The organism is Shewanella psychropiezotolerans, from assembly GCF_007197555.1.
Lineage (GTDB): Bacteria > Pseudomonadota > Gammaproteobacteria > Enterobacterales > Shewanellaceae > Shewanella > Shewanella psychropiezotolerans.
In genome coordinates this window covers 4087403-4113124 of sequence record NZ_CP041614.1, presented here as the reverse complement: position 1 = coordinate 4113124, position 25722 = coordinate 4087403, and the positions used below count along the sequence as shown (strand labels likewise).

18 protein-coding genes and 2 pseudogenes are annotated in these 25722 nt (G+C 45.5%); 17 read left to right on the top strand and 3 right to left on the bottom strand.

Annotated elements, in window-relative coordinates; all coding sequences use genetic code 11:
* The first annotated feature begins 3 nt into the window (after positions 1-3).
* From FM037_RS18250 to FM037_RS18230, 5 genes are all read left to right on the top strand, one after another.
* Positions 4-660: an HAD family hydrolase gene (locus FM037_RS18250; protein WP_144047155.1), complete on the top strand. Its 657-nt coding sequence runs from the start codon at positions 4-6 to the stop codon at positions 658-660.
* 12 nt (positions 661-672) lie between these two features.
* Positions 673-1983 carry an adenylosuccinate synthetase gene (locus FM037_RS18245; protein ID WP_144047154.1) on the top strand — a complete coding sequence of 437 codons (1311 nt, stop codon included), beginning with the start codon at positions 673-675 and terminating at the stop codon, positions 1981-1983.
* Positions 1980-2432 carry an NUDIX hydrolase gene (locus tag FM037_RS18240; protein ID WP_144047153.1) on the top strand — a complete coding sequence of 151 codons (453 nt, stop codon included), beginning with the start codon at positions 1980-1982 and terminating at the stop codon, positions 2430-2432. Before FM037_RS18245 ends, FM037_RS18240 begins: the two co-directional genes overlap by 4 nt.
* Before the next feature lie 565 nt (positions 2433-2997).
* Positions 2998-3390, top strand: coding sequence for an H-NS histone family protein (locus FM037_RS18235; RefSeq protein WP_144047152.1), 393 nt, complete (start codon positions 2998-3000; stop codon positions 3388-3390).
* Positions 3391-4318: 928 nt separating this feature from the next.
* On the top strand, positions 4319-5131 hold the full coding sequence (locus FM037_RS18230; protein ID WP_144047151.1) for a RecX family transcriptional regulator: 813 nt from the start codon (positions 4319-4321) through the stop codon (positions 5129-5131).
* Between the two features lie 438 nt (positions 5132-5569).
* Here the strand turns inward: FM037_RS18230 and FM037_RS18225 are convergent, their stop codons facing one another.
* Complete coding sequence (locus FM037_RS18225; RefSeq protein ID WP_229380939.1) at positions 5570-6466, bottom strand: LysR family transcriptional regulator; 897 nt, start codon at positions 6464-6466, stop codon at positions 5570-5572.
* A gap of 228 nt (positions 6467-6694) precedes the next feature.
* Here FM037_RS18225 and FM037_RS18220 point away from each other — a divergent pair, with 228 nt between their 5' ends.
* On the top strand, positions 6695-7789 hold the full coding sequence (locus FM037_RS18220) for an alcohol dehydrogenase family protein (protein ID WP_144047149.1): 1095 nt from the start codon (positions 6695-6697) through the stop codon (positions 7787-7789).
* Positions 7790-8257: 468 nt separating this feature from the next.
* Entirely contained in the window at positions 8258-8620 is a 363-nt protein-coding gene (locus tag FM037_RS18215) for a GNAT family N-acetyltransferase (protein WP_407695665.1), read from the top strand.
* Positions 8621-8777: 157 nt separating this feature from the next.
* Here FM037_RS18215 and FM037_RS18210 read toward each other — a convergent pair whose 3' ends face one another.
* A complete protein-coding gene (locus FM037_RS18210) occupies positions 8778-10067 on the bottom strand; it encodes an alpha/beta fold hydrolase (protein ID WP_144047148.1) in 1290 nt (429 codons plus the stop codon).
* A 325-nt stretch (positions 10068-10392) separates the two neighbouring features.
* Between FM037_RS18210 and FM037_RS18205 the strand changes: the two genes are divergently transcribed.
* From FM037_RS18205 to FM037_RS18160, 10 genes and pseudogenes are all read left to right on the top strand, one after another.
* Positions 10393-11037 (top strand): MBL fold metallo-hydrolase, encoded by a 645-nt coding sequence (locus FM037_RS18205; protein ID WP_144047147.1) that lies wholly within the window; start codon positions 10393-10395, stop codon positions 11035-11037.
* 101 nt (positions 11038-11138) lie between these two features.
* Positions 11139-12158, top strand: coding sequence for an XdhC family protein (locus FM037_RS18200; RefSeq protein ID WP_185977083.1), 1020 nt, complete (start codon positions 11139-11141; stop codon positions 12156-12158).
* Positions 12159-12183: 25 nt separating this feature from the next.
* Entirely contained in the window at positions 12184-12690 is a 507-nt protein-coding gene (locus FM037_RS18195) for a (2Fe-2S)-binding protein (protein ID WP_144047145.1), read from the top strand.
* Positions 12687-14932 (top strand): annotated as a pseudogene (locus FM037_RS18190) (molybdopterin cofactor-binding domain-containing protein). The gene FM037_RS18195 and the pseudogene FM037_RS18190 overlap by 4 nt, the downstream one beginning before the upstream one ends.
* Positions 14933-15303: 371 nt before the next feature.
* Complete coding sequence (locus FM037_RS18185; RefSeq protein ID WP_144047144.1) at positions 15304-16656, top strand: GMC family oxidoreductase N-terminal domain-containing protein; 1353 nt, start codon at positions 15304-15306, stop codon at positions 16654-16656.
* A gap of 377 nt (positions 16657-17033) precedes the next feature.
* Positions 17034-17549, top strand: a complete 516-nt coding sequence (locus FM037_RS18180; RefSeq protein ID WP_144047143.1) for a DUF1097 domain-containing protein — start codon at positions 17034-17036, stop codon at positions 17547-17549.
* A 61-nt stretch (positions 17550-17610) separates the two neighbouring features.
* A pseudogene (locus FM037_RS18175) lies at positions 17611-19058 on the top strand (methyl-accepting chemotaxis protein).
* 312 nt (positions 19059-19370) lie between these two features.
* Positions 19371-20009 (top strand): cupredoxin domain-containing protein, encoded by a 639-nt coding sequence (locus tag FM037_RS18170; RefSeq protein ID WP_144047142.1) that lies wholly within the window; start codon positions 19371-19373, stop codon positions 20007-20009.
* Complete coding sequence (locus FM037_RS18165; protein ID WP_144047141.1) at positions 20009-22345, top strand: EAL domain-containing protein; 2337 nt, start codon at positions 20009-20011, stop codon at positions 22343-22345. The genes FM037_RS18170 and FM037_RS18165 overlap by 1 nt, the downstream gene beginning before the upstream one ends.
* A 67-nt stretch (positions 22346-22412) precedes the next feature.
* The gene (locus FM037_RS18160; RefSeq protein ID WP_144047140.1) at positions 22413-23639 is read left to right on the top strand and encodes a hypothetical protein; all 1227 of its coding nucleotides are present in this window, start codon (positions 22413-22415) and stop codon (positions 23637-23639) included.
* Between the two features lie 58 nt (positions 23640-23697).
* Here FM037_RS18160 and FM037_RS18155 read toward each other — a convergent pair whose 3' ends face one another.
* A complete protein-coding gene (locus FM037_RS18155; protein WP_144047139.1) occupies positions 23698-25716 on the bottom strand; it encodes an NADPH-dependent 2,4-dienoyl-CoA reductase in 2019 nt (672 codons plus the stop codon).
* Between the last annotated feature and the right edge of the window lie 6 nt (positions 25717-25722).

Here is a 25722-nt window from a genome sequence, read left to right as displayed (position 1 = left end):
AATATGGAAGCTCATATCGTATGGGATTGGAATGGTACATTACTTGATGACGTACATGTATCTCTTGAAGCAACTAACCGCGCATTGCGTAAAGTGAATGTGCCCTCTCTATCAGTAAAGGAATACAAAGAAAACTACTGTGTGCCAGTCCATGATTTTTATCAAAAAATATTGTCTCGGACTCCAACTGAATATGAATGGAAAGTGATTGGTCAAGAATTTAACACCTACTATAAGCCTGTCATTTTAACTGCCTCCCTGTCCAATGGGGCGAAAGAGATCATCCAGCGAAGAGAAAGCCAGTCAGTTTGCTCTCTGATGGAGCATCATCTTTTGGAGGAAATGTTGAGTACTTTTAAGATTGACCATTTTTTTAACTTAGTTCAAGGACGCATGGTAGCGCTCTCAAGAGAAGGTAAAAAAAATCACCTTGAACAGCATATCCAATCATTAAGCAGTAAACATCATCTTTCTAAAGATCAAATCGTACTGGTTGGCGATGCCAACGATGATGCTGAAGCCGCGCGTTCTTTGGGCATAGCTTCGATTCTTTACTCCGGTGGAACTCATAGTTACGACCGTTTAAAAAATGTAGGTGTCCCCGTTGCGAACACGCTACAAAAAGCAATTGAGTATGCTGACAATATGGTAAATAGATAAAGAGAGGTAGGTATGTTTAAAGCAGTTATAGGTCTTCAGTTTGGGGATGAAGGAAAAGGAAAGTTTGTCGATCTTCTCGCACAAAGGTACAAACATATAGCCAGGTTCAATGGTGGAACCAACGCAGGCCATACCGTCAGTTTCAATGGAAAGCGTACTGTGTTTTCCCAGATCCCTGCAACAGTCATAGATGGGAAACATTTGTATGTGTGCCAGGGAGCCTTAATCTGCATGGAAAAAATGATTGAGGAATTAGCCTTTTTACGTGAATACTGCCCAAATAGTAAGGTGTTTATCGACCCAAGATGTCATATCACCTTACCTATCCATATCGAGTTAAATAAAGCGTCTGAGGCCTATAAGGGGAAAAATAAAATCGGGTCCGTCGGCGTTGGAGTCGGAGCTTGTTTTGAAGATAAGACCAATAGAACAGGTATCCGCTTGATTGATACAATGGACGAAAAAAGATTAAAAGAGAAACTTGAGATTCTATGGCATTTAAGGCAGAAACAAATATCCAAAGTCTTCAATAGTGAGCTTTGGTTGGACTTTGAACAAGAGTATTGCCGTCTTCTTGAGCAGGGAAAAGAGCTAAAGTCCTATTTCGCGTATACCAATGAAATCATAGGGGAGCTAATATCAGATAAAGTTAATATCCTGCTTGAATCTTCACAGGCTACATTCTTAGACAACAGTTTTGGGACTTACCCTTATACAGTGGCCTATCAAACACTGATCCAAAACTGCTTCCCATCAATTGGTATACCTGCAAATAAGATCAGTATTCTTGGTGTGATGAAGTGCTACATGATACGAGTTGGAAACGGACCATTTCCAACTGAGCTATTCGACGAAAAAGCCAACTACATTAGAGTAAAAGGGAATGAATTTGGCTCTGTATCCAAGAGGCCAAGACGTTGTGGGTGGTTAGACTTAGTCTTGATTGAGCACTCAATAAAATTAAATGGGGTAAATGAAATAGCAATTACCAATGTGGATGCCTTGGCTGGAGTTGAAACCGTTCAGGTCTGCACGAGCTACAAGCTAAATAATAGACCAGTTTGTACCAATGAAGCGTTACTTTATCTCGATGATGTAACACTTGAATATCAGAGCTTTAAAGGCTGGCCAGAACTAGCTGAGCATTATGATAATGTAGAGCAGCTTCCGAATGAATTGATAGAGTATCTGTGTTTTATTCAATCAAGAGTGAATGTCGATATCAGTCACATTTCCTATGGTCCGGATCGAAGTCAGACAATTGAAGTGAGGACCAAATTGCTCAAATGTAACTTCTCCCTGCTTGAGGAGATGTTAGTATGATTCGATATGTAACTGGATTTATGTTTTCTGATAATTTACAGAATGTTGCGCTTATCTCAAAGATAAAACCCGCATGGCAAAAGGGTCTATTAAATGGGGTTGGAGGGAAAATAGAACATTCGGAAACAGCTGAAGAGGCAATGGCAAGAGAATTTATGGAAGAAACTGGAGTTAACACCAATCCAGAAGACTGGAAGTTATACACGATCTTAAGTAGGCCAGATGAATATGAAGTTAATTTTTTTTATATGCGTGATGATCGAGTTTATTCAGTAAGAACCATAGAAAAAGAAAAAGTGGACGTTTATCAATCAAATTTTCTTCCTGATAAGGTCATCTGGAATTTACGCTGGTTAATACCTTTAGCACAAGATAGCGCATTACAATTTTCTCAACCTCTGAGAATTTACGAAAAAATAGCAGGTTCAGTCACCACGTTGATGGAATAAACTGAAGTGTTGATGGTGTTCTCACTTTGCGCTAGAGCGCCAACAGCATGACACTCAATCTACAGGACATGAGGCCCTATCAACAGGCGTATGGATGGCACATAGATAAGGTAATAGCAATATAGTAAGCGTGCGGCGAATTTCGCCTTGTCTAGAAAAGCAGAGGCTTACTCAAAGGAGTCGTATAAACCCGTCTATCGGGGCGGGTTTTATGTTTGCAGAACACTGTAGTGGCAGACTAAATACGAGCCCCTTTAACATTAGGCAATCTTGATGCGAACCAAACAATATGAAACTTTGATTGGTCCGCAATACACTAATGTACAACTCGACGCCAACCGATATTGTAAATGACACCCTGATCACACCAACACATTTGGGTTCCTCACCCATGAATATAGTAGGGCAAGCGTTAGAACTGTCCTACTCATAATGATTCAAAAAATTGCTGACTAGATGAGGAGGAATATAATTATCCACTCCCCTAGGACAGTAGAATGCCCCCCTTGTTTCCTATACTGTGCATCACGTTTATCGCAACACTACATCGAATAGGATCATTTTTATGTCAAAATTTTTATCAACCCTTACGCACGGAAAACGATTTAAGGCAGCCGTAAAAGAACTCCCCTTTGACGAACTTATGGTGTTCGCCATCCGACTTGAGAACATCATTAAACAAAGAGAAACACAGGCCGCTGCCGACCTTGAAAAAAATGCAGAACGTAATGCGCAAATTGAGGCCATAAGAAAACAGGTGGTCGAGCTAGGACTCTGCATGGATGATATAAATTCGCTCCCTAGATCTGCTGGCGGGAAAATCGAGCGACGTCCAGCAAAATACAAGATTCAGGTTAATGACCAAGTCATCACTTGGACGGGGCGGGGGCGCAGGCCAACCGTATTTAACATTAAGCTGGATGAAGGTTTTGAGCTTAATGATTTTCTAATCAGATAACCTTTTTCCTTCTTTTTGTGTTTAGGGGAAATGTGCTTTCAACAAATAGATTGATGCCGCTGTGATTCAACATCCAGATAATGCATTTTGCATTTATGGGTCATGGCTTATCACAAAGCAAGTAACGTAGCCCCTCAGATATCCGGCTGAGCTTGAACAGAATAAACCTGACCGAATGACCTGTATCTCACCCCATATCCCTCGTTATTACAAGAGCGTCATTCGACGTCGCCTCGATTTTAAGTGACTCTTTTCAAAGTGTTGAAACGTAAAGGTACATCGGAAAACCGAAACCTAATACTCAACTAATCGTTTTTCATAATTAAGCATAAATCACATTTTTTTATGTTACTAAGTGAAAAAAACACGTTATCAGTAAACCTGCCAGATCACCGAAGCACTTTCGGGCTAAGAGTAATCTTTGCAGAAAGAGCCCTAAATTTACCGTTATCATAGGTAAGCATCATGGAAAAACTATCCGGGCTTTCGCGCCGATGTGTCATTACAATTCTCTGGCCTGGACGAGGAATGATGCCTGATCAAATCTCAGAAGAGATAAAAGCAGGCGGAATTATCCTAGAAGACATTGCTTTATGATCATTGATGACTTTATTTTTGAGAGGGTTTTGGTGTTTCAGGTATTAAATATAGCGCTAGAGTTGATTGATAATCTACCCACCGTTATGTTTTTGCTCAGATGTTAACCAATACTTTAGTTCGTCTATTTTCTTGGTGGTTTCCTGATTGTATCATCGTGAAAAATATGTTGAAGTTAAGGTCCAATACCATAGAAATAAGGTATTGGGTTTGTCCTCAAATTACATTCAAACACAAGTGTCCTGACACAAAGGGGTCTAGCGCGTACTCAATAACGCAGTGATCTGCTACACTGCTTTTGATTATTTTTTTAATTTAAGATCAATTTGTTATGCAGCGCCCACCACTACGTCAAGCCAAAACCATAGATAACGTTTTTAATAGTGCCTATTGGCACCTTGGTCAGCAAGACTTTACCATAAATGAAATTCGCACCAAGCTTGAGCGTAAAACCGAAAATCAAGAGTGGATTGAGACAGTACTCGCCAAACTCATAGACAACGGTTACTTAAAAAATGACTATGACTTTACGGTACGCTATTGCGAGATGGCCTTTAGTAATGAACTCGGTGCAGGCGCGATAAGGCGTAAGTTGCAACGGCGCGGCGTATCCGTTACCGAGATTGATACTGCGATAGAGCAAGTGATGGACGAGCAAAAAGTCGATGCCTTTAAGATGGCCACATCTAGGCTGCTAAGCAGATTCGTTAACTTTCATGGCACCAACAGAGAAAAAGTCTATGCCCAGATGACCACAAGAGGGTTTTCTCGTGTAGAAATTGATCACGCATTATCACAACATCCACAACGTGAAACACTGCGCAGTAAATTAGCCGTAAAAGCAGACAAAGCCGACTTAACAACTGAAATAATCAAACTATTCAACAAAGGCAAAGGCGAAACCCTCATCCTGCAGGAACTAAAACAGCGGCTGATTGATGTGAGCGACTTTGAAGACACTCTGTACCAATTAACGCTCACAGAGGATGTCGATTTTTATCAAAGCTGTAAAAATGAGCTGGCTAAAAAGCGCTATGACTTATCGGACTATAAAGGAAAGTCGAAAGCCTATGCGTATTTATCCCGTAAAGGGTTCGGCAGTGATGAAATAAAAGAGGCAATGAATCCGGATGATGACAACTAGGTAGAAACCACTGAGACAGCTGGATTACTCACTTGAAATATTATAGAAAGTGATACATAGGTATGCGTCTAGAGTAGTTGGCACTTCTATTTTTCTACTTGTATCGGGTGCAGTTCAATATCGCAAAGCATGTTAGGCCGATCAATCTAAGCTGGCAAGAATCAGCCCAAAACTTGCTAGTCCTCGAATGAAGTCTGATTGCATTCTCACTATGGGTAGTTGGGAAGAGTGCTTGAATGTTTAGTCTTTGTTGTCATCTATTACCTGATTTAGTGAGGCTAACATCATGATTTATAGCTGTATTTAACCCTCAGTTTATGGGTGGGCATTTGTGCCTCACTTCTACTTAGATTAATTGTTCATTCATACCCTGCTAACCAGACTTTACCCTATCTGAGCTAATCCTTTATTCGATTGGGTAGAACACTTGAAACCAGCCTAAACAGATCGACTTCCTAATCGTTGGGTGTTGCTGGCTAGCCGCAAGCATTCTGCTATTTTAGTGAGTATTGGTTCGTCTATCATTGGTGAATTAATCATATTCATATTGAGTACTGAATTACTTTTTAGAATACTTGAAGATACCTCTTGTATTTTGCAACTATCAAACATCGATTCTGGCAACAGTGACATGGCGAAACCGGAATGAACGGCGGTGGCGACATTTTCAAGTATTGAACTGCTAAATACCTGCCGATATGAAATAGTGGACTTTTTCAGTCCACTGATGCATAAATCGCTGATGATGCAGTTATCATCATAAATGGCGACAGGTATTTCTTTCAGTTCTTCCACATTGATCTGGGCTGAGGCTGACCAGATCAATCGCTCACTCCAGAGCAATTGATCATCAGTGTAGTCTGGTTCGCCTGCAACAATAGCAATATCCAATTCGCCAGCTTTAAGCTTCTTTCGTAAGGTTCGACTGCGGTCACAGATTATTTTTGCTTCAAGGTTTGGTATTTCACGGGTCAATACAGGCATAAAGAAGTTTAAAAAATCTTGAGCATAATCCGTCGGAACGCCAAAATTGAACTGCCCGGACAGGTCTCGCTCATTTAATGCCGAAAAGGTTGCGTTATTGAGTTTCAGAAACTGTTCGCTGTAGCCGAGCAGGGTTTCTCCGGCATCGGTTAATTGTATCCCCCGGTTATTGCGTTCCATCAGAGTGCAACCAACCAATTCCTCTAGTCTCTTCATTTGCATACTAACGGCAGCTTGAGAACGAAAAATAGCTTGAGCTGCTTTCTTTAATTCTCCGGTCTTAGCAACCATGACAAAAGTTCGCAATAGTTCAAGATCGAGTAATAGATCCATTTTCAATCTTTTATTCATTTCCATCACTCCAAATTAAACTATAAATCAGTAGTTTCCAGCTCAGTTCAATAATTCTGAATCGTGGGTTAACTATTATTCGCTTGGCTGAATCATACGTTTTTTTTATTGTTATAGGTAGTCGAGTTGCTCCGGCTTTGAAACGCTGATAGGTGAAGAAAGAGTCTGAATCGCAATAATGTGAACAAATTTATGTCGTCCAATGAGATCGAGGAGAGTGATATCACAATGAACAAACTACCTAAGAAAATGTCTGGCGTTCTATTGACTGGCCACGGAGGTTTAGAAAAACTTGAGTATCGTACTGACTTGCCCGTGCCAATTCCAGAAAATGATGAGGTACTGATCAAAGTTGGAGCTAGTGCGGTGAACAATACCGATATTAACACCCGTGTCGGTTGGTATTCAAAATGCGTAAAAGAGCAGACTGATGCTGGTGCTGTCGATAGTTTTCAGACTATTAATGAGGATGATGCCAGTTGGTCTGGTATTCCAGTTAAATTTCCTCGGATACAAGGTGCTGATTGTTGTGGTGAAATAGTCGCTGTCGGTGAACAAGTCAGCCCTGACCGAATTGGCGAGCGGGTGCTGGTGCGAACTTTGCAACAAACGGTAATGACACCGGCTGAGTACAGTTGTATTACTTATGGCTCTGAATGTGATGGTGGGTTTTCCCAGTATACTAAGGTACTGGCAACAGAAGCATTTCCGATTCAAAGCTTCTTGAGTGATGCTGAATTAGCGTCGTTTCCATGCTCGTATTCAACGGCTGAAAATATGATCGATCGGGCCAATGTTAAAGCCAATGATACAGTTCTCATTACAGGAGCATCGGGTGGTGTTGGCTCAGCTGCGGTGCAATTGGTCAAACGACGTCATGCTGAGGTCATTGCTATCTGTAGTGAAAATAAAAAGGAGCAGCTTTATAAGCTCGGCGCAGATAAAGTGATCCAACGTGGACTGAACCTGCTTAATTCCTTGGGGAAAAACTCAGTGGATGTAGTCATTGATCTCGTTGCAGGAAAGCAATGGCCCGAACTCCCAGAACTACTACGAAGAGGAGGCCGTTATACTGTTGCGGGAGCTATAGCGGGGCCAATAGTGGAATTGGATATCAGAACGTTATATTTAAAGGATTTGAGTTTTTTTGGCTGCACCTATCAATCAAGAGCAGTGTTCGAAAACCTGATCCGATATATTGAACGTAGTGAGCTTCAGCCCTTAGTCGCAAAACAATATTCATTACTGGAAATTAAAAGTGCACAACAGGATTTTATGGCTAAAAATTTTGTAGGAAAACTGATATTACTGCCATCTCAGTAATATTGATTAAACCTATTTTATTCTTGGTTCAGCTAAGCGTTAGTTTCTACTCCAACTCTATTCCGCTACAATCGAGTTTAGATTAGGAAGTGAGGATAACTTCACCGTTTTATGTCATTTGGGGACTCTGTCGTTTAAGGAAACAACTTGGGCAGCCCAATGCTAATGGCATATTTTTGAATCAGGCGAGTCTTAACTTTCGGTTGTCTCTAGAAAAAAGTGTCATTGCCTGGGGGAAATATACTGGTATTGGTCTTATTATTTTCAAGCTGTGTCATTGCTGACGATTGTTCATTTGAGCCAAGTATTACTTAGTTGTTTATTGCGGCGTAGTTTCAAAAAGGAGTGTTAATGTCTATTGTAATACGAGACGCTAATAAAGATGATTCCAGTCTAATTCTGGGATTTGTTAAAGAACTAGCAAAATATGAAAAATCTGAACATGAAGTTGTGGCAACATAATTATGTATTCAAGATTCAATTTTTGGTGAAAATTCTACAACAACAGCTGTAATTTGTGAGAAAGAAGGCTGTCCTATGGGTTTTTCAGTTTACTTTTTTAATTACTCAACTTGGTTAGGGAAGCATGGTCTCTATCTTGAAAATTTGTATGTTACTCATACTGAGCGTGGCAGTGGAGCTGGAAAAACTCTCCTTAAACATCTAGCAAAAATTACTGTTGATAATGGATGTGGGCGATTTGAGTGGAATGTTCTTGGTTGGAATGAGCCTGCAATTAATGTTTATAAATCTCTTGGTGCTAAATCAAAAGATGAGTGGATAGGCTATCAACTAACAGGTTCGAAATTAACCGAGTTGGCAGAGTCATGAAACTAACAAGGTGACAAATAAACATAACACTAGGGTACTTAGTAAACTAACCAAGTACCAAACCGCCAATGAACTCACAAAAAAGATATTTGAAACTTGTTATCCCACAAGTCCCTCCTTTGTGAGGATTGTTGTCACCCCTTGTGAGTGGTATCAGCTATCGCAGCTGCTTGCCACGATTGAGTGCTATCAGTTTATCAAGAATATGCTCGCCATCCATGCGGATGCCGTTGTGCTCATACTCAGACGTTAACCAATACTTTAGCTCGCCTACTTGCTTGGCGGTTTCCAGGCTGTAGTTCATCTCGACAAACATATCTTCGCTGTAGATGGCTGCTGCGACGGGCACCTGGTTGTTCGCTAGGGTGTCTAAGTCATATAGCTGTGACCAATCAGATTTTTCCGCGAGTAAGTTGGCGGTATGTTTGAGTGGCTTAAGATTAGTGAACTGCTCGAAAAACCAAGGGTAGACCATCTCGCCGGTAAACAGGAAGGGCTTGCCTGACTCATAGTTAAATTCATCATATTGGCCGCGAACGCGCTGAGCCGACCAATTTGCGGCGCTTTGCTGGCAGTAGATACTCTCGTGGAGTAGGGCAAAAATAGGGTTGGTGTTGAAATCGAGCTGCTGGCAGAATTGTCCCAGAAAAAGCGGGTTAACCTCTGTACCTGACTCAGTTTCGATAAGTGCCTGTTCAAGCAAGTAGTAAACCAATTCTGGGCCTTGCTCCATGCCTATGTTAAGCCCGAGTAGCTGTAGCATCTCGACGGTGAGTCGTTCACCCGTGGCGATACGGACCACATTGTTACTGATGTGCTCGGCTAGCTGAGTGATAAGTGTCTGGGCATCGCTGAAGCGCTTAAAGAAGTCTTGGTTTTTCGCTAACACTCGTTTGTAGGTGGCTTGGTATACTTCATCTGCGTGGCGGGTCAGTGATGGCATGCCGCCAGTGATATAAGCTTCCTTTAATCCTTGTGGTGCATCATTTAAGTATTTAAGTACACAAAAACCACCGAAACTTTGGCCTAAGATGCTCCATTGTTCATCTGGGCAAAGCTGAGCACGTATCGCTTCGGCATCACGGATGATATTATCGGCGCGAAAATGCGTCAGGTATTGGGCTTGCTCTTCTGAGTCCATATGATTCAGGCTCAGATAACTCACAGGGGTAGAGAGGCCCGTGCCACGTTGATCGAGTAGTAAGACTTTGAACTCTGTCAGTGCGCGCTTAATCCAGCCTCCATTGGCGGCGGGGCGAATTGCCCCGAAACCTGGACCACCTTGAAAAAATACCAGGTATGGAAGTTGTTTGTCTTGGTTCTCAGGGGAAACCAGCTCACGAGCGAATACTTTGATCTGCTCGCCTTTGGGATTGGCATAATCTAAAGGGAGTGAGAAGCTGTGCTTTATGGCTGTTAATCCTGCAAACGTTAAGTCAGATTTCATGGAGGCCTTGTACAATAGAGTTAGAAATTGATGCTCATTATGTGTCTCACTACAATGGTGAGCAGAACGTGTTTATTGGCAAATTGTATACAAAATCACTGCAGATACAAAGTTTAAAAATTGCGTGATAATTTAGGCTGGCTTGATATAAATTGATCTAGATCAATTTATGCGCATACCCGAGAGAGAAAATAGTGAACTTGGCTTAACCTTAACTTAATATGCAAAGGTACTTGTAGAGAATGCCAATCTCTTGTATTAACACCTCTTATTAAAGAGTCATTTAACATCCCCGAATTAGATAGCTAGCTTTAGGCGGAAACCTATGAAGTACCAGATTATCCCAGTCACCCCATTTCAGCAAAATTGCAGCCTTATCTGGTGTGACAAAACTAAGGCCGCAGCCGTAGTGGATCCTGGCGGAGATATGGACCGAATATTGACTGAGGTGGACAAGCTTGGGGTTAAGCTGGAAAAAGTACTATTGACCCATGGTCATATCGATCACGTAGGTGCGGCTAAGAAACTATCCGAGCATGCTGGCATACCTATCATAGGTCCGCACAAGGCCGATAGTTTCTGGTTAGAGAATCTAGCAGAGCAAAGCAAGCATTTTGGATTTGTGCATTGTGAGCCATTCGCGCCGACGCAATATCTTGAAAGCGGTGATACCGTGACCTTAGGTGCTTTGACGTTAGAGGTGCTGCATTGTCCGGGGCACACACCGGGCCACATAGTGTTTTTCTCGGCCAGCAGCTGTACTGCATGGGTGGGTGATGTGTTGTTTCATGGCTCAATTGGTCGCACCGACTTTCCTCAGTCAAATCATCAAGACTTGATCCATTCAATTACCCAAACCCTTTGGCCATTGGGCCGTGATGTGGAGTTTATTCCTGGTCATGGTCCCATTTCGACGTTCGGCACTGAGCGAGATCAAAATCCTTTCGTGGCAGATCAGCTGTTTAGCTAACTTTAAGCTGAAATATTTTGCAATGTATTGGCTATTCACTCCATTAAACATCTCTGTTAGCTTAGATTTTCTGTATCGATAACAATAAGAGACAAATGGATATGTCCCATCATATCGAAGATATTCTCTCCCATTGGCAGTCTGCGCCAACCGATGACTGGGTGCTGGCCATCATTACTCGAGTACAAGGTTCTTCTTACCGTAAACCCGGTGCCATGATGCTGTTTCACCCCTTGGGGCGTGCGATTGGTATGCTTAGTGGTGGCTGCTTAGAGGGTGACTTGAGACGCCATGCACAGATGGCGATACAGAAAAGGCAAGCCATGCTGGTGCAATATGATGCCAGCGATGAAACCGATGCGAGTTATCACTTAGGTTGCGGTGGCATCGTAGATCTCATGTTAGTGCCACTGAGCCGAGATAACCATTATCTGCATTTTCATCAGCTTGCCGAGCAGTTACATAAAGGTGAGTCCTTCTTTTATCAATTGACTCTGCCCAGAAGAGATACTGATCTGGCTAATGTCAGCGCTAAAATTGTCGAGTATTGCGATGCCGCATTTTCTGTCGATAACTTTACGCGAGCAGGGATCTTGCAAACCGATAGAAGCGAGCTGGTCGTGCCCATGCGGCCCAGGTTTAGGATTGCCATATTTGGTGGCGGTTTAGATGCCCAGCCTATGGTGTCGATGGCGCTTAATCTAGGCTGGCAGATTGATCTTATTGATGAAAGAGCCAGTTATGCCAGAAATTATGATTTTCCTGGAGCCAAAATATTTAAGCATTCGATAGACGATCTACCTGATAACTTCGCTGATAATTTAGATGGAGTCATTATCATGCAGCACAACCTTGAGTTAGATGCCAAGGCATTAGTATTTGCCTGCCAGGTTTCAGAAAATATTCTGTATGTGGCGTTATTGGGGCCAGCTCATAGGCGAGATAAAGTATTGAAAAAATCTGGGTTGTCGCTAGCTGATTTTAGCTGCCCGTTTGCGGCACCCGCAGGTATTGCCCTGGGAGGGGAGCTTCCCGAATCTGTGGCCTTGAGCATCTTGTCTCAGTGCCATGGTGTATTTCATAAAGCAGAGCAGGTCTCTCTCGATAAGGTAATGCTATGAAGGTTAAACAAACAAGGAGTGTGTAATGTCTGATACCGATCTGACACTGAAAATTAATGGCAAGCTGTTCCAGGTGGACGCCGATCCTAAGATGCCAGTCTTGTGGGCCGTGCGTGATATGCTGGGCCTGACCGGTACTAAATATGGTTGCGGTGCGGGCCTTTGCGGCGCTTGTACTATTCACGTTGACGGTAAGCCTGCTCGAGCTTGCTTAACCAGTTTGAGCCAAGTGCAAGGCAAAGAGCTAACTACCATAGAAGGCCTTGAGGCGGATAAGCTCAAGCAAGCATGGACGGAGCATAAGGTCCCCCAATGTGGTTACTGTCAATCCGGGCAGTTGATGTCGGCGGCGGCGCTGTTAAGCCAAAACCGCAAGCCCAGCGATAGCGATATCGATGAAGCTATGGCGGGGAACATTTGTCGTTGTGGCACGTATACCCGCATCAAATCAGCCATTAAATCAGCTTCCGGTCAGCAAACTTTTGCACAGCATAGCGATGTGAAAAGTGATGAGCAGGAGGTGACCGCATGAGTTCATTCACAGCTACGCAGAATTTTAGCCGTCGTGATGTACTTAAGCTTTTCGGTGCCACAGGAGGCGGCCTGGCATTGGGAGCCAGTGGCCTAGGTTGGAGCCCCATGGTGATGGCTCAAAGCGCAGAGTCACGCCTCAATTTATTTATTGCTATCGGTGAAGATAACAAGGTGTATCTGACCTGTCACCGCTCTGAGATGGGCCAAGGGATCCGTACCGGCATAGCTCAGGTCCTGGCGGATGAGTTAGGTGCCGACTGGGATAATGTGGTTGTGGTTCAGGGCCTGGCCGATAAGCGTTACGGCAGTCAAAATACCGATGGTTCACGCAGTATTCGTAAAGGCTTCGATAAGATGCGTGAGATGGGGGCCATGGCCAGAACCATGCTCGAACAAGCCGCCGCAGATAAATGGCAGGTCCTGATAACGCAAGTTTCGACGAGCAACAACCGAGTGAATCATGCTAAATCGGGCAAGAGTGCCAGTTTTGGTGAACTCGCCATGGCGGCGTCAAAAGTGAAGTTGCCAGATGTTGAAACCTTGCCCCTTAAATCTCCCAAAGAGTACACACATATAGGTGCGTCTCACGCTATTGTCGACATGCAGGACATGCTCACGGGTAAGGCGCAATATGGTTATGATGTGCAGGTAGACGGCATGCTGTGTGCGAGTATCACTCGCCCCCAGTGTTTGGTAGTGAAGTGGCTAAACTCGATGATAGCGCAGCCAGAAAAGTAGCTGGGGTTGTAGACGTTATTCAGCTGTCAGCGACGAAAGGCGCACCCATGTTTTATCCCTTAGGTGGCGTCGCGGTTATTGCCAGTAATAGCTGGAGCGCTCTTGAGGGACGCAAGGCGTTAAAGATTGAATGGACAGATTCGAGCAATGATAGCCATGACTCTCAAGCGTATCTTTTTTTGCTAAAAGAGCGGGTCAGTCAGCCCGGAAAGTTGATGCGCCAGCAAGGAAAAGAGGTCACGGACTGGCCTAAAGAAAGTACCATCAGCGCCTTGTATAGCGTGCCTTATCTTGCTCATGCACCAATGGAAGCACCATCGGCCACGGCAAATGTGACTAAGAATGGCTGTGAAGTGTGGGCATCGACTCAGACACCTCAAAGTGTACAGCAGAACGTGGCAAGTGCCTTAGGGCTTAAAGAGGAGCAAGTAAAGGTGAATGTCACCTTGCTTGGCGGCGGTTTTGGGCGTAAGTCTAAGCCTGATTACTGCGTCGAGGCGGCTTTGTTGTCTAAAAAAGCAGGCAAGCCCATCAAGGTATGTTGGAGCCGTGAAGATGAGATCCAAAATGGCTATTTGCATGCGATCAGTGCTCAGCTTTATCAGGCAAAAATTGGCACTGATAATATGCCAGAGGCGATACTGCAGCGCTCAGGTTTCCCGAGCATAGGCTCAACCTTCTCCGAAGGCGCAGATTACCCCGCGGGCTGGGAGCTGGACTTAGGTTTTGTCGATGTGCCGCTAGCGGTCAAGAGCTTAAGGTGTGAAGCTGTTAAGGCCGAGGCTCATACCCGTATAGGTTGGATGCGCTCAGTGTGTAACATTCAGCATGCCTTCGGCATCGGCAGCTTCGTCGATGAGCTTGCAGTGAAGGCCAATAAGCCCAGCACTGTGATGTGGAAAGAACTGCTTGGTGATGTGCGCCAAGAGACCTTTACCAATCAAGAGTTTAAATACGGTAACTATGGCGAAGATCTTGCCCGTCACCCTGTGGACATTGCCAGATATCGAGGCGTAATCGATGCGGTAGAGCAGGCCATGGAAAAAGCAGGCACTGCGGGTGATAACCAAGGTTGGGGCTTTGCGGTTCACAGAAGTTTCACCGCTTTCGTGGCAACGGCTTTATTCGTCGAAGTCTCCAAGGATAAGCAGTTGAAAGTGCTAAAGGCGATATCAGCCATAGATGCTGGCACTGTGGTCAATCCTGACAGAGTTAAATCTCAGACCGAAGGCGCGGTGATGTTTGGCTTGAGTTTGGCCATGATGGGGGAGATAGACTTTAAAGAGGGCAAGGTAGTGCAGTCAAACTTTCATGACTACCCTATGTTGAGAATGCCCCAATGTCCTGAAATCGAGATTATTATTATCGAGTCTGATGCGCCGCCGGCAGGCGTAGGCGAACCAGGCGTTCCTCCGGTCGCGCCTAGCCTGACCAACGCAATCTTTGCGGCCTCAGGAATGAGAATACGAGACCTACCCGTGAGTAAGCAGCTTAAGGTGTAAGCAATTAACTCTGCTTATCGGACTTTGTTGAAAAATAGCAATACCAGTCAGTTTGACTGGTATTTTTTTCTTTGGCTCGTATTATACCAACCCTATTAAATATGTGATCGTTCAGCGGGAGTTCAGAGTGCTGTAGGCAAGGCGAATGTTTGAAGCTAATAGTGATTCTATATCGAGAACATGTAACGTAGCATAAAGTGCTTTGAAACCCGCACTACGTGAGCCTCTCAGGCATTCCACTTCTGTGTTTCACTGACTTAAAAGGGAATAACCATTTTTACATCAATGCGCCTTGAATTGAAAATCCTGAGTGGCTCTGAACTGAGAAAATATTTAATGAGGTTGGTATTTCAAACTTTAAAAATAAGAGGGTGTGCAACTTGGTAGGGAATGGCAAGCAGCCTGATACAGAAAGAGTCGATGTCATCATAGTTGGAACAGGACCGGGTGGTGCAAGTGTGGCTAAAAAACTCGCCGAAGTCGGGCAATCTGTGGTGATGCTGGAATGGGGCGATGATGCACCTCTGACTGGTCAATTGTCTCAGATGGTGAAGATTGCCGGAATTCCGGGCCGAGGAGCTTTGATGCATGCCGACATGTCACTGCTGATGCGTGGCATTACCGTCGGCGGCAGCTCGGCGATTAACTTTGCTACGGCCATGGCACCGCCGCTAGCCATGTTTCAAAAGTACGGCATAGACCTGACACAAGACTTAGCGGCCATGAGTCAAGAGCTGCCCATCAATACCTTGCCCGATCATCTTATTGGCCCGTTAGCGGGCCGGATCCATCAGGGGGCGTTGTCTCTAGGACACGATTGGCAGAAATTGCAGAAATTTGTCCATATAGATAAATGCCGTGCATCTTGTCATCGCTGTACCTATGGTTGCCCCTTTGATGCCAAATGGACGGCGCGTGAATTTGTCGATTCAGCCATAAAGAGCGCAGCGGCCTTAGTGACGAAAGCTAAGGTGACGCGGGTATTACAAAGAGATGGGCGGGTCCTAGGCGTCGAATATCATCAAGCTGGCAGTGTGCATACTCTGCTTGGGGACAAGGTCATTCTTGCGGCGGGTGGCGTGGGCTCGCCGAGAATATTGCAGAACTCATGTTTAGCATCAGTGGGTTTAGATACATTCGGTTTTGATCAAGCTGGTAAAGATTACTTTGTCGACCCTGTGATTGCCGTGATGGGAACGGTGAATGATCTGGAGTGCAACCCAGATCAGATGGGCGGGCAAGAGATCCCCATGGCCGCAGGCATGCATTTGAGCGATGAAGGTATAACGCTTGCGGATCTCACCTTGCCTAAGCCTTTGTATCTGGCGTTTGCGACGCAAGTGGGTCGCGTAGACAGGCTTATGGCACACGACAAAACCTTAAGTATCATGGTGAAGGTTAAAGATGAGCTGGGCGGGAAAATAAGTCAGAAATGGCTCAATAAATCACTGACCTCAGATGATAAATTCAGGCTGGCTCGTGGTACTGAGCTTGCCCGAAGTATTCTGACTGAGGCGGGGGCGACTAAGATATTTAATAGTCATCACTTTGCTGCACATCCCGGGGGCGGCGCCAAGATAGGTGAACTGGTGGATGAAAATCTGGAGACGGGAGTCAAAGGCTTGTTTGTCTGTGACGCCTCGGTCATTCCTGAGTCCTGGGGGCTTCCTCCGAGTTATACGCTTCTGTGTTTAGGCCATCGTTTAGGTCGATACCTATCATGAAACTAGGAAGCCAGGAACTAATGATAAAATCCTATTTGTCTGTGGTTGCATTGGTGATCCCCGAGCCTAGGGGCTATCGCCTAGTTCTACGTTTTTGTGTTTAGGCAATCGTCTATTTCTTTGAATGCTGCAGCGAATGAAATTTAGTCTTATTACTACAAATTTCATTTTAGTCATGAGTAAAAGCATGCTGTAAAATGGTCTTAATGTTAACTTTATGCTTGATTAGTGCGACATGAGCCCAATTAAACAGCAGTTAATACTGAGTTTATGTCCTAGATCCTATTTTTGTTTTACAAAAGGGAGTAATTTAATCAACAAAATGGTCAATCAAAAATAAGAATTGGCCTTCTTCCTATGTAATGAGGGGTCAATACATGGAAAATCGTTGGCAAGTCGCCATTTCGGCGGGTCTACTTGCGGCTGTTTGGGCCGGCGTCGCCGATTCATTCAGTCTAGTCACTTGGATAGGCTTTCTAGCCTGTAGTACCTATTTCGCTCAACCTAAACCAGGTTTTCAAGGCGTACTCATGAGTTGGGCAACTAACCTGTCGGGTGTGTTTTGGGCCTGGATCGTGATCAGCGGCAGTGGTTATTTTGAGTCGGCTTTTGTGGGGTATTTACTCACAGGTATCGTCACATCTGGCATGTGTCTTCAAGCAAGCTATCATAAACTCGCCTTCATTCCCGGCGCCTTTATCGGTTGCTGTATTACTTTCGCTATGGTTGGTGATATTTCCAATATTTTGCCAGCATTAATACTGGGCGCACTGCTTGGTTACTCCATGGTCTTATTAACCGGACAACTTGTTAGTCTGACTCAGAGATGGCGCGCGTTTATGGGGACATCAACTGCAAATAAAGTCACCGCTCAAACGACCACTAACGATTAACAGCATTAGATATGGTCGCCTATAAAGAGTGATTATCCGAACTAGGACCTAGGTAAAAAACATGAAACAAATTGAATTTAGAAAGATTGACGCCTTGATGATCAAGCTGAGCCTGAACGGTAAGTTTTGGCTGGTTTGTTCTTTGGTAGCACTGATCACTGCCAGTATTGCTCTGGTTAATTTGAATGATGCAAGAGAGCACGCTGTGCAGGCGAGTCAAGCCAAGGCGCAAGCTATGGTGGATACCTTTGCGGCTGTGGCCAATTCACAGGGCATTAAAGGTAATGAGCTGAGTCAATTTGCCACAGAGCAAGGTCTGCAAGTGGTAAGCCGTGTGAACTCATCTCGCCGGGGGATAATGTCACAGTCACCTCAGCCGTTGGCAATCAGTATCTGCAGCTCAACACTCATGTGGCCGACTGGGAAGCCGAATCTCAGAGTGATGCTAACTTCATGTTCTGGATCGCTCTAGCGGGTCTACTGCCCCTGTTCCAGTTGAGTTACTGGACCTCCACTTCCTTAGGCGGTGGCTTGTGGGATATGTATATCGCGATTAAACGTTTGGCCGATGGCGATCTAACTCAAAGGCTTAATTTCTTCGGTAAAGATGATTTCAGTATAATCGCCACCGAGATAGATCGCAGCGCAGATAATATGAGTGAGATGGTCACTGCGATTGGCAGAAATGCCGCGACTCTGGCTCAAGCTGCCGATGAATTTAATCAGCAAGCAAAACAGAGTGATGAGTTAATAGGTTTCCAGCATCAGTTTTTAGATACTGTGGCTGTGGCCATGGATCAGATGACCGCCGCTATCGAAGAGGTATCAAGTAATGCTGCCAATACTTCTGAGCAGACTAAGGCTAATTCACATCAAGCACAAGAGAGTAAACTGCGGATCACAAATGCGGTTGAGCGTATCTCTGGGCTGGTGGCTAAGATTGGCTCTGCATCAGACTCGGTCTCTCAGTTGTCGCATAATGCCTCTGAGATTGGCGCGGTAGTGACCACCATTAATAGTATATCTGAGCAGACTAATCTACTCGCTCTCAATGCTGCCATTGAGGCTGCCCGTGCAGGTGAACAGGGGCGCGGATTCGCCGTGGTCGCAGATGAGGTGAGAACCCTTGCAGGGCGAACCCAACAGGCCACGGTGGAGATTCAGTCTATGATTGAAGGCTTGCAGTCTGGTTCGACTAAATTGACTCGGGTGACAGAGGAGATAGTCGAACAGGCCGATCAGGGTCGAGGCGCTATCGTCTCAGTGGGGGAAGATGTGGACTCTATGGCGGCATCGACTAATGATGTGTTCGATATGAGTTCACAAATTGCCGCTTCTGCCGAGGAGCAGAGTGTCTCTGCACGCGATATAGCCATGCAACTCAATGATATACGCGAACAGTCGGAAACGATAAAGCAAACAGCGCAGCGTTCGGTGTCATTGGCGGAAGAACTGCGCAACTCATCTACCGAGTTAGAGGGGATTTTGCAGCAGTATCGAACCAGCTAATCTCACCATTGAGCACGAATTTAAAAAGCAAAACCTTGGTTTTGCTTTTTTATTGCCTATTATTTATCTCATAAGCTCGCTATTTCTACATAATCACTATTTGTTAGTGGTATGTGAAATTTATTATTGTTTATTCCGTTCTTTTATAATCGTGGCTCCCCGCGGGCGAAATGAAACCTGGTAGTTTTCTCCTGTTAGCGTTTTTTGGTGATGACTAATTCTGTGATGACTAATTCTGTGATAAGAAGACTTGAGGTAGATGTGAAAAATAGAGGGATAGCATTATTATGCGGGCTGCTTTTAAGCCTGTCGATGACGGTAAGTTTTGCTGTGAGTGCAGAAACAATCAAGCTGGTAAATTCGGCCGGTGAGGCGATGAAAAATATGGTGGTCTATCTGCAACCGAAACTCCTTGTTGGGTCTCAGTCAGAACTTGCTGGGGAGAGTGTTGATAACATGGCTGCGCCGCTAGAAGTCCATCAGAGAAATAAGCAATTTACCCCTTATATTACAGTGGTGCAAAAAGGCTATGAGTTGCAATTTGTCAACGATGATGATATCACTCACCACATCTATTCCGCGGCGGGGCCCAAGCGCTTCTCCTTTAAGTTACGCAAAGATAACGCCACTAAAAGCATGGTGTTTGATCGGGTAGGCCATGTCTCCATGGGATGTAATGTTCATGATTGGATGAGTGGCCATCTGCTGGTGGTTGACACGCCTTACTTTGGTTTAACCGATGAGAAGGGACGGGTTAGCTTCGCCAATACACCTGATGCCGATTATACTTTAGTGATCTGGCACCCTCAGCTATCAAGTCAAGACAACAGCTTGTCACAGGGGGTGACTCTGCCGCTGACACAGGCGTTAACCATCACAGTTTCAGCCCTTATGGGGGATATTCCGTCCCAGAAGAGCCTGGATGACTTTGAGTTTTTGGAAGGTTATTGATGTTCGGTCTATTCAATCGAATACAGACGCGCATATTTGCCTTCTTCGTGATCTTATTGGTCGCGGTACAGGCTATCTCATTCTCCATCACTTTTTACGCCAATAAACGCTTGGAGCAAGAGCAGTTAAAAAATCAACGCTCGGTGGCCGAATTGGTGTTTAAGTCCGAGTACAACGACCGAAATTATTACCTCTCGGCCTTCGCGGAAACTGCGGCCAAAGACTTCGGCCTCAAAGATATCTTTATCGATGGCGACAGACGCAGCTTCCTGGTGGCATTGAATAATCACAGGAAGCGTATCAATGCGGATATTGCTATCGCCGTGGACAAGGAAGGTGAAATTATCGGTGAGCTGATGCTCAACACTAAAGGGATGGAGAAGGGAAAGGTGAGAGTCGGACCCGAGCAAGGCGAGGTATTTCGCTATCAGTTGGGCAGTGAATTTCAGGGAGCCAATCCTTTTTATCCCCTGGAAGATAACATATATCAGATTAAATTCGCCCCGTTAACCAGTGGGGCCAACAATGTCATCGGTTGGGTGGGGTTTGGCTTCATCATTGGCGATGAATTAGCGCGTTCACTACATATGAAAACCGGACTCAATGCCGGTTTTATGGTGACATCTTCGGGGCAAACAAATCAGTTAATCAGCTTGTCAGCCGAACGGTTAAATACCTATGATTATCGGGCCGTGTCTGATTATATTCGAGATGGTCAACTGAATGACGAATATGTGTTGTGGCATCAAGCACTCGGAGAGGTAAACGAAAAACAGCTGCATGCTTTCATGTATCTGACCCGTTATGACGTGCTCGAGTCATTTCAGAAACAATGGCTACAGCAACTTGGCTTAATCGTCTTGATGTTACCCATCTCCTTGTTGCTGGCGTTCGTCATATCCAGTGGTGTGACTAAACCGATTAAATTATTGATTGAGCAGGCGAGATATATTGCCAAGGGTAATTACAACTCTAAGGTGCAGGTGGGCAATAGCATAGAGATGCAAGAGCTAGCCGAAGAGTTTACTGTGATGCAGCGGGCGATTCTCAGCCGGGAAAGCAAGATTGCCTTTCAGGCCTACCACGATCCATTGACTAACTTAGCCAACAAGAACGAGCTAGAACGTGTGACTCAGCCCTGGTTTGACGCTAAATCGGCCGTGGCTATCTGTTTGATCAACATTAAGCGCATGACCGAGGTGAATGGCACCTTAGGACATGTGGTGGGAGATGAGGTGATAAAAGAGATAGGGCGACGCTTGTCTTCTATCGATGATATCAGCCTAGTGTGTCGTATGAGCGGCGATGAATTCGTATTAGCCTTTAAAGACACTTTTCCTAAGGCTCTGCGTAGCTTACTGGCTAAGGTGCAGAAAAATATCGAAGCCGAATATCGCTATCAAGACATCTCCTTGCATCTACAGTTGACCATCGGCGTGAGCTTTGTTCATTATCCCAGTGATTTAGAAACCTTGCTCCGTCAAGCCGATACGGCGATGCAACATGCTAAGAAGAATAAGCTGGAGCAACAGATCTATAATCAACAAATAGATGTGAACACCTTAGAGCGATTGCAGCTGATCAACGAACTCAAATCTGCCATACAGCACGGGGAATTGGTGCTGTTTTACCAGCCTAAGTTAGATTTAACCTTGAATAAGGTGACCCATGTGGAGGCACTGGTGCGTTGGCAGCATCCCGACAGGGGAATGATCCCTCCCGATGAGTTTATTCCTATTGCCGAGCAGATGGGGCAGATGAACGCGTTAACCCGTTGGGTGATGAATGAAGCTATCGATCAATATCTGAGTTGGAAAGCCCAAGGTATAGATTTAGGCATAGCGATAAACATCTCGGCGGAGAACTTAAAAGATGCCAATTTTTGTCAATATGTGCTGGATGTTATCTCAGATAGAAATGTGCCAATAGAAGCGTTAACCTTAGAGATCACCGAAGATGCCGTGGTGTCCGATCCTGAGAATGCCATCAAGCAACTCAAGGTGCTGAAAAAGTATGGTTTGAAGTTATCTATCGATGATTATGGCACGGGTTACTCGTCTCTGGCTCAGCTTAAGCAGTTACCCGTGGATGAGTTAAAGATAGACAAGTCATTTGTGCAAAACCTGATGGTTAACTTAGATGACCAAATCATAGTGAACTCGACCTTACAGTTGGCCCACAGCTTAGGTTTACGTGTCGTCGCCGAAGGCATTGAAGATGAGGGCGCGCTGAAATGGCTCGCCGAGAGAGGTTGTGAAATGGGGCAAGGCTATTATCTCTCTAAGCCAGCCGATGCCGACACCTTAGTCGCTTGGTTGGCAAAGTCAGGTTACTGATCTATTTCCCTGTCGCTAATTAGGGATCGTGTACCAATCGAGAACAAGATAGAACAGAGGAGCATGGATGAAATATTGGGTATGGATACTGGGTTTGTACTCGTCAGTGGGACTCGCTGCCGAGCAGAGTATCTCTGGCATCATAGATGTCAGGGCCAGCTATACCGACGGCATCACCTCCTATGTCGATGGTGGGCTTGGCAAATTTAGATTCAACCCGGACGGCCAACTCTCTCTGGCTCAAATGGGTCTGAGTTATAATATCGATTGGGATAGTCCGCTCTCTGCCCATGTGGTGGCTAATGCCTATTGGGATGGGGTGCGGGATAATATCGGTATTACCGAGGCCTATTTGAAATACAAGGGTCTGCCCTGGGACAATGGATTACGTTTGAGTGGTAAACTGGGGTTCTTGTATCCTGAGATCTCCATGGAAAATATCGCTACCGCCTGGTCTTCTCCCTACACCTTAACTTATTCAGGGATCAACAGCTGGTTAGGTGAAGAGGTGCGCCATATTGGCGCTCAGATGAGTTTGGATTATCTGGGCAAGTTTCATGATTCCCGCCATGACTTTACATTTTCCGCCGAGTTGTTTCAAAATAACGATACCACAGGGGCCATGTTGGCCTGGCACGGCTGGACCAATAGTTCACGTCAGACGCTTGCTCAGGAAAAACTGCCCTTGAGCGAGCTTCCTAGCCTGGACGGCGGCTCATTGAGCTCTCAGGCAAAAGAGTCTGATCCTTTCTTAGAGCTCGATGATCGTATCGGCTACCATGTGAAAACCCAGTGGCGCATGCAGGGGCTGGGGCGACTCGAAGTGGGCTATTACGATAATGATGCCGATACGCGAATAGTGAAAGAGGGTCAATATGCCTGGTTGACTCAGTTTGTGCATATCGGCACTAAGTGGCGTCTGCCCTATAACATAGAGCTGATCGCTCAATACATGAAAGGGAATACCTTGATGCAGTCTCCCTATGGCATGGACATAGTCGATAATGGCTTCGATTCGGCATTTATCTTGTTTAGCCATAGATGGCAGAAACACAGGTTATCGGCTCGATTCGAAGATTTTAGTATCACAGATAATGACCTTACACTCGATGACGATAACAGCGAGGAGGGTCAAGGGATGACAGTCTCCTATAGCTATCAATTCAGTAAAGGTTGGTTTATGCAAATGGAATATAACCGCATCGACTCAGAGCGAGCCGCTAGGGCCGAACAAGGTTACTCTAAGGACTTAGTCGAGCAGCAGTGGCAGCTGGCGAGCCGCTATTATTTTTAAAGAAGGTGCTAGTTCCTAGGAACTAGCACCTCAATCCTCCAGCACTCATATTTGGCAATTAAAGAGCTGCAGCAACCTCGGTGCCTTGCTTAATCGCCCGTTTCGCGTCTAGCTCTGAGGCGATATCGGCGCCGCCAATCAGGGTGACGTTCACCTTGTGTGCCTCAAGCTTAGTCTGCAGCGCCCTATGTGAGTCTTGTCCGGCGCAGATGATGATGTTATCCACCTCGAGCAGTTGCTCTTCACCATCGACAGAGATATGAAGTCCCGCATGATCAATCTTGTTGTACTGCACACCTTTGAGCATCTTCACGCCCTTGTTTTTCAGCACGGTTCTGTGGATCCAGCCCGTACTCTTACCTAGACCTGCTCCCACTTTCGATGTTTTGCGTTGCAGTAAAAAGATCTCTCGTGGAGAGGGCTCACATTGTGGTTCGATTAAACCACCCGGCGTCGAGCCGCTAAGGTCCACTCCCCACTCTTTCATATAGGCATCTTTATCTAGGCTGGTGGACGGCCCTTGATGTGAGAGGTATTCACCCACATCGAATCCTATGCCGCCAGCGCCTACGATGGCCACGCGCTTGCCTACCGGTTTTTTATCTCTTAGTACATCTAAGTAGTTCAGTACCTTGTTGCTAGTAATTCCTGGAATGTCTAATTGTCGAGGGATGATACCGGTTGCCAGTAATACTTCATTGAATCCAATCAAGTCCTCTTCGCGGGCTCTGGTATTGAGCCTGACATTGACGCCGGTGAGCTCGAGTTGTTTCTTAAAGTACCTGATGGTTTCGCTGAACTCCTCTTTACCCGGTACTTGCATGGCAATATTGAACTGACCGCCAATCTTGTCGTCGGCCTCGAACAGGGTGACATTGTGCCCACGTCTTGCTGCGGTCGTTGCCGCGGCGAGACCCGCGGGTCCTGCGCCAACCACGGCGATTTCCTTGCTTTGCTTGGTGGGCTTTATAATCAGTTCGGTCTCATGGCAGGCCTGGGGGTTCACCAGACAAGACACGAGTTTCATCTGGAAAATATGATCTAAACAGGCCTGATTACAACCGATACAGGTGTTGATCTCATCGGATTTTCCCGCTTGAGCCTTGGCCATGAAGTTAGGATCGGCAAGCATAGGCCGGGCCATGGAGATTATGTCGGCATTACCCCCGGCGAGGATCTCTTCGGCGACTTCCGGGGTATTGATGCGGTTGGTGGTACAAAGCGGAATGCTCACCTCTTTCTTCATGCGTTTGGTGAGTTCGACGAAGGCGCCTCTCGGGACGCTGGTGGCTATGGTGGGAACGCGGGCTTCATGCCAGCCAACACCTGTGTTGATAATCGTCGCGCCAACCTTTTCGATGCCCTTAGCTAGCTCGACTACCTCTTGCCAGGTACTGCCGCCTTCGACTAGGTCGAGCATGGAGAGCCTGAAGATGATGATAAACGCTTCACCGACCGCTTCACGGGTTCTGCGAACTATCTCAAGGGCTAATCGGGTGCGGTTTTCATAGCTGCCACCCCAACGGTCGGTTCTGTGATTGGTGCGCTTACAGATGAATTGATTGATGAAGTAACCTTCAGAACCCATGATCTCGACGCCATCATAACCGGCTTTCTGTGAGTTAAGCGCGCAGTTGACGAAGTCCTGGATCTGCTTTTCTATGCCTGCTTCATCTAGTTCTCTGGGAACAAATTGGTTGATTGGTGCCTGCAAGGGTGAGCAACTCACCAGCTTTGGATGATAGGCGTAACGTCCGGTATGCAAAATTTGCAAACAGATCACGCCATCTTCTTTATGCACGGCTCGGGTGATTAACTTGTGCTTTTCGATATCTTCATCTGTGGCGATCATGGTGGCATTGGGCATGCCGCCGCCTTCGATATTGGGGGCAAAACCACCGGTGACTATCATACCAATGCCGCCAGCGGCCCGCGCGGCGTAGTAGGTTGCCATGCGTTCGAATCCGTTGGGGGCTTCTTCTAAGTTAGTGTGCATCGAGCCCATCAAGCTGCGATTCTTAATTGTACGAAAACCTAAATCTAGTGGTGCCATTAAATGTGGATAGGAGTTGCTCATCTCTCT